The 5,480-nt window shown below is 72.7% G+C and carries 6 protein-coding genes; 1 reads left to right on the top strand and 5 read right to left on the bottom strand.

Going from position 1 to position 5,480, the window contains the following annotated elements; translation table 11 throughout:
• The first annotated feature begins 163 nt into the window (after positions 1 to 163).
• Complete coding sequence (locus VFW24_02850; GenBank protein ID HEX5265687.1) at positions 164 to 1,657, top strand: DUF885 family protein; 1,494 nt, start codon at positions 164 to 166, stop codon at positions 1,655 to 1,657.
• A 26-nt stretch (positions 1,658 to 1,683) separates the two neighbouring features.
• Here the strand turns inward: VFW24_02850 and trpD are convergent, their stop codons facing one another.
• From trpD to VFW24_02825, 5 genes are all read right to left on the bottom strand, one after another.
• Positions 1,684 to 2,787 carry an anthranilate phosphoribosyltransferase gene (gene trpD, locus VFW24_02845; GenBank protein HEX5265686.1) on the bottom strand — a complete coding sequence of 368 codons (1,104 nt, stop codon included), beginning with the start codon at positions 2,785 to 2,787 and terminating at the stop codon, positions 1,684 to 1,686.
• Positions 2,778 to 3,974, bottom strand: coding sequence for an acyl-CoA dehydrogenase family protein (locus VFW24_02840; protein ID HEX5265685.1), 1,197 nt, complete (start codon positions 3,972 to 3,974; stop codon positions 2,778 to 2,780). The genes trpD and VFW24_02840 overlap by 10 nt, the downstream gene beginning before the upstream one ends.
• 25 nt (positions 3,975 to 3,999) lie before the next feature.
• Positions 4,000 to 4,230 (bottom strand): WhiB family transcriptional regulator, encoded by a 231-nt coding sequence (locus VFW24_02835; GenBank protein ID HEX5265684.1) that lies wholly within the window; start codon positions 4,228 to 4,230, stop codon positions 4,000 to 4,002.
• Positions 4,231 to 4,411: 181 nt separating this feature from the next.
• Entirely contained in the window at positions 4,412 to 5,005 is a 594-nt protein-coding gene (locus VFW24_02830) for a DUF3501 family protein (protein HEX5265683.1), read from the bottom strand.
• A 7-nt stretch (positions 5,006 to 5,012) separates the two neighbouring features.
• Positions 5,013 to 5,444: a rubrerythrin family protein gene (locus tag VFW24_02825; protein HEX5265682.1), complete on the bottom strand. Its 432-nt coding sequence runs from the start codon at positions 5,442 to 5,444 to the stop codon at positions 5,013 to 5,015.
• Positions 5,445 to 5,480 lie beyond the last annotated feature (36 nt).

The following is a 5,480-nucleotide window of genomic DNA, read 5'->3' as shown; positions in this document are numbered from 1 at the left end:
CGAGAGCACCTGCTCGTCCTCGACCCGCAGTTCGCCACCGACGGTGAAGTGATGAAAGGCGCGGGTCCGCCGGGTGGTCGTGACGTCGAAGCGGGTGAGGTTCCCGCACGCCGAGCACCGGTAGCGGGTGGGCGTCATCGGGGGCGAATGTAGCCTCGCCCCGATGAACCCCCGGGTGCGGGCCGTGCACGACCTGGACGTCGCCGGAGCCCGGGAGGCGGTGGGACTGCACGAGTACGACGGAGTGGTGCAGGACCTCTCCCCGGACACGGTGGCACGGGGCCTGTCCCGTCTCGGCGCCGGCCCCACCGAGCCCGACGCCCACGACGAGGCCCACCTCGCCGCCTTCGAGGAGGGCCTGCGCACCGCCTTCGGTCCCATCGCCATGCACCGCTGGAACCCGCTGGTGCACATCGGCAACCTCGATCTCGCCGGCTACGACCGCGAGTACGCCCCCGCCGAGCAGCGGGCCGAGGCCTGCCGGCGCCATCTGGCCGGCTGGCCCGACGGTGTCGACAGCGCCATCGCCGCCCTCGACCGCGTGCCGGCGCCGGTGGCCGACGCCCTGCTTCCGGCGGCGCGGGGGCTGGCGGCGGGACTCGACCCCTCGGAGCAGGCCCCCGCTCTCGCCGCCCACGCCAGGTTCGTCGAGCATCTCGAGGCCGCCGCGTCCGACGGTCCGCCGGAAGCGGCCCTGGGGGCCGAGGCGCTCTCCGCCCTGATGGGTGACGGTGAGGGGATGAGCGTGGATCTCTCCCATCTGGCGGCGCGCGCCGACGCCGAGTCCACCCGGCTGCAGGGCCTGCTGCGCGCCGCCTGCGCCCGCATCGACGCTGCGCTTCCTGCCCACCAGGTGGTGGAGCAGCTCGTCGCCGACCATCCGTCTGCCGACGGGATCGCCGGCGAGGCCCGCCTGCTCATCGACGAGGCCACCGAGTTCACCGTGTCCCGCGGCCTGCTCGGCCCCGTCGACGGCGAGTGCAGGGTGGGGCCGGCCCCGGAGTCCCGCCGGTGGGCCATGGCGATGATGTCGTGGGCCGCCCCCTACGAGGACGACGCCGCGTCGTGGTACCACGTCACGCCGCCCGATCCCTCGTGGCCCCCGGACGAGCAGGAGGAGTGGATGGCGGTCTTCAGCCACACCACCCTTCCCGCCATCACCGTGCACGAGGTCACGCCCGGACACTTCGCCCACGGGCGCCTCCTCCGCCGGGTCCGCGGTGACGTGCGGCGGGGACTGTTCTCGGGCGCCTTCGTCGAGGGCTGGGCCCACTACGCCGAGGAGCTCCTGCTGGAGGAGGGGTTCCGGGAGGATGACCCGCGCTACTGCATCGGCGTCTGCATCGAGGCGCTGGTGCGCGTCACCCGGCTGCGCTGCGCCATCGGTCTGCACACCGGGTCGATGACGATGGAGGACGCGGTGCGCAGCTTCGAGGAGGACGCCTTCCTCAAGGGGCCGGCGGCGCGCAGCGAGGCGAGCCGGGCCACCTACGACCCGACGTACGGCCGTTACACGTGGGGGAAGCTCGAGATCCTCGATCTGCGTGACGAGGCCGTGGCCACCTGGGGCGGGCGCTACTCCCACCTCCGCTTCCACCAGGCCCTGCTCGACCTGGGCGCTCCGCCCCTCGGCCTGATCGGCGCCGTGCTGGTCTGACCGACACCGGGACGCGACGAGGGGCGCTACCGCATCCCGTCCGCCGCCGCCTCCTGCGAGACCTCCACCAGCCGCTCCAACGCCGCCGCCGCCGCCCCGCTGGTGACCGACGCCTCGGCCTGGCCCAGGCCCTCGGTCAGGTCGGCCGCCGTCCCCGCCGCCACCAGGCCGGCGGCGGCGTTGAGCAGCACCACGTCGAGGCGGGCCCCGCCCTCCCCCTCGAGCACGCTCCGGGCCAGGGCGGCGTTGGTGGCGGCGTCGGCGCCCCGCAGGTCCTCGGGGCGGGCGGGCCGCAGGCCCAGAGCGGCGGGGTCGACCTCGTAGCGGCGCCGGCCGAGCCGGTCGTACTGCAGCACGGTCGAGGTGGTCGTCGTGGTGAGCTCGTCGAGGCCGTCGTGGCCGTAGACCACCAGGGCCCGCCGGCTGCCCCGGGCCTCGAGCACGCCGATCATCTTCTCGGCCATGGCCGGGTCGCTGACCCCCAGCACCTGGTGGCGGGCGCGCGCCGGGTTGGCCATGGGCCCGAGGAAGTTGAACAGGGTCGGGACGCCGAGCTCGGCCCGTACCGGCGCGGCGTGGCGCATGGCGGGGTGGAAGCGGGGGGCGAAGCAGAACCCGATCCCCGCCTCCTCCAGGCACCGGGCCACCCCGTCCGGCCCGAGGTCGATCACGACCCCGAGGGCCTGGAGGACGTCGGCCGAGCCCGCCGACGACGACGCCGCCCGGCCCCCGTGCTTGCACACCGTCGGGCCCGCCCCGGCCACCACCAGGGCGGCGATGGTCGAGATGTTGATCGACCGGCTCCCGTCCCCCCCGGTGCCGCAGGTGTCGACGAGCTCACCCGGCACGACCACCGGCACGGAGTGGTCGAGCATGGCGGAGACGAGGCCGGTCATCTCCTCGACGGTCTCCCCCTTCATGCGCATGCCGACGATGAACGCCGCCGTCTGGGCGGGCGTGGCGTTGCCGTCGAGGATCTCCCCGAGGGCCAGCGCCGCCAGGTCGGCCCCGAGCGCCTCCCGGCGCATCAGGCGCCGGAGCACGGCCGGCCATCCCCCCACCCCGGAGAAGGCGCCGTCCTCCCCCGCCGCGGCTGCCCCCCCCGGGCCCGGCGGGTCCTTCAGTCCCACCACAGGTCGCGGTCCAGCACGCCGCGGGCGATCAGGCCGAGCTGGACCTGGGAGGTGCCCTCGACGATCGTGAGCTGCTTGGCGTCCCGGTACCACAGCTCGGTGGGGTGGTCCTTCATGTAGCCGGCTGCACCGAGCAGCTGGACGGCCAGGCCCGACGCCTTCACCGCCAGCTCGGTGGCGTGGTACTTGGCCATCGACAGGTAGGGCACCCACTCCTTGGTGAACCGGCCCTGGTCGGCCAGCCAGGCGGCGCGGTAGGTGAGCAGGCGGGCGGCCTCGATCTCGACGGCCAGCTTGGCGATCTCCCACTGGATGCCCTGGAAGTCGGCGATGGTCTTGCCGAAGGCCTCGCGCTGCTGCACGTACTCGGTGGCGTACATCAGGGCGCCCTCGGCCAGGCCGATCCCCCGCGCCGCCACGATCGGGCGCATGGAGTTGAGCCCGAGCATGGCCAGCCGGAAGCCGCCGACCTCCCCGATCACGTTCTCCGCCGGCACGTGGACGTCCTGCAGCAGCAGCTCTCCGGTGTCCACGCCGCGCACACCCATCTTGCGGTCGGTGTTGCCGACCTCCACCCCGTCCCAGCGCCGCTCGACGATGAAGGCGGTCACGGAGTCGTGGCGGCGGGCGGTGGGGTCGACCGGCTCGTCGAGGCGGTCAGGCGGGGGCGTCTTGGCGAACACCGTGTACCAGTCGGCCTGGGCCACGCCGGACATCCAGCACTTGCCCCCGTTGAGGACCCATCCCCCGTCACCGTCGGGATGGGCGCGGGTGCGCATGCCCATCACGTCGCTACCGGCCTGGGGCTCGGACAGGCCGAAGGCGGCCCGCTGCGACCCTTCGGCGATTCCCGGCAGGTAGCGGTGCTTCTGCTCCTCGGAGCCGGCGATCATCACCGGGCCCGTGGGCAGCCGGGTCAGCAGCAGCATGAGGGCGGCGGTGTTGGAGTGCTTGGCCACCTCCTCGATGGCCAGGGTCAGCCCGAGGATCCCGGCCCCCGAGCCGCCGTACTCCGTCGGGATGCACAACCCGAGCAGGCCGGCGTCCCGGAACAGCTGGAACACGTCCTCGGGGTACTCCCCGCTCTCGTCGATCTCCCGCGCCCGGGGCCGGACCTTGTCCTGGACCAGCCGGCGGGTCGTCTCCTGAAGGGCTACCAGCTCCTCGGGCAGGGAGAAGTCCATGCCCCGAGGATACGGGGGCGGCTGATCAGGCGGTCTTGCGCCGCTGGCGGATCATCCGCCGCCGCTCGCGCTCGGTGGCGGCGCCCCAGATGCCGTCCCGCTCCCGGGTGGCGAGGGCCCACTCGAGGCAGGCCTCCCGCACCGGGCACTCGTTGCAGATGGCCTTGGCCTGGACCGCGTCCTCGTCGGAGACGGGAAAGAAGATGTCGGGGTCGACGCCCCGACAAGCGGCCCGGTTTCGCCACGACAGATTCATTACTCGGGTTTCACATCCTCTAGAGGGTCTTACGGTTCCTGCGTCCGACGAGGCGGCGGCAGGCGGCCGCGGAGTATCCAACAACGCCGGCCGCGCCGTCCAGATTCCCCGAACGATCGGCGCCCAACCGCAGCGGGCTGAGCAGCGGTTTGGCCAAGTGACCTATGTCACACTCGGGTGCCTACCCGCCCCGGGTCAGGTCCTGCACGAGGCTGTCCCGGGTGGCCGGGGACAGCTCGGTGGACTCCCGGTAGGCGGGATGGTCCACGGCCACGACCACCGGCCCCGGCCCGAACAGCGCGACCTCGTCGGCGGCGAGCCGGAAGCGGATGTAGTGCACCGAGGCGGTCATCTCCTCCCGGGTGAGGGCCGCCTCGTGGGCCGCCTCGGGAGTGGAACGGACCTCGCGGGCCTCCCGGCCCACCCCGAGGACCACGGCCCGCTCGATCCCGACCAGCTTGGGCAGCCACTCCCGGAGGTCCTCCTGCGAGGTGAGCTCCACGAACAGGGTGGCCGACAGCTCGCCCGGCTCGGGGATCAGGGGGTTGTAGATGTCCAGCTCGGTCTGGATGGCCTCGTCCGTGAGCATCCGCTCGGCCCGGGCCATCTCCTGGATCTGGAAGCGGATGGTGTCGGCGTTCTCGAAGACCAGGGTGACGAGCGGGCCCACCGGGACCCGGCGGACCTTCTTGAGCTCGATCACCCGGGCCCGGAACGCGTCTCGCTCGCGTTCGTAGGCCCGGAGATCGAGGATGTCCCCGAGGGTCAGCCGCAAGAGCTGGTCAGTCGGAGCCGATCGCCGACAGGCCCTGGCTGAACCGGCCGGCGTGGGACTTCTCGGCCCGGGCCAGGGTCTCGAGCCACTCGGCCACCTGCTCGAAGCCCTCGTCGCGCGCCGTGCGGGCGAAGCCCGGGTACATCTCGGTGTACTCGTAGGTCTCACCCTCGATGGCGGACTTCAGGTTGTCCGCTGTCGGGCCCACGGCTACGCCGGTCACCGGGTCCCCGACCTCGGCCAGGAAGTCGAAGTGCCCGAAGGCGTGGCCGGTCTCTCCCTCCGCCACCGACCGGAACAGGGCGGCCACGTCCGGGTACCCCTCCACGTCGGCCTTCTGGGCGAAGTAGAGATAGCGGCGGTTGGCCTGGCTCTCCCCCGCGAAGGCCTCCTTGAGGTTCGCCTCGGTCTTGCTTCCCTTGAGGTTGGCCACTGTCATCCTCTCTTTCTGCTTTCGCTTGCGATCTTGACTCTC

Source organism: Acidimicrobiales bacterium, assembly GCA_036273495.1.
Taxonomy (GTDB): Bacteria; Actinomycetota; Acidimicrobiia; order Acidimicrobiales; family JAJPHE01; genus DASSEU01.
This window is presented reverse-complemented; position numbering and strand designations above follow the sequence as displayed.

Bases quoted from the DNA above. Each gene is read 5' to 3' on its own strand.
- VFW24_02835 (HEX5265684.1), bottom strand. From the start codon at position 4,230: ATGAATCTGTCGTGGCGAAACCGGGCCGCTTGTCGGGGCGTCGACCCC.
- VFW24_02840 (HEX5265685.1), bottom strand. From the start codon at position 3,974: ATGGACTTCTCCCTGCCCGAGGAGCTGGTAGCCCTTCAGGAGACGACC.
- VFW24_02850 (HEX5265687.1), top strand. From the start codon at position 164: ATGAACCCCCGGGTGCGGGCCGTGCACGACCTGGACGTCGCCGGAGCC.
- VFW24_02825 (HEX5265682.1), bottom strand. From the start codon at position 5,444: ATGACAGTGGCCAACCTCAAGGGAAGCAAGACCGAGGCGAACCTCAAG.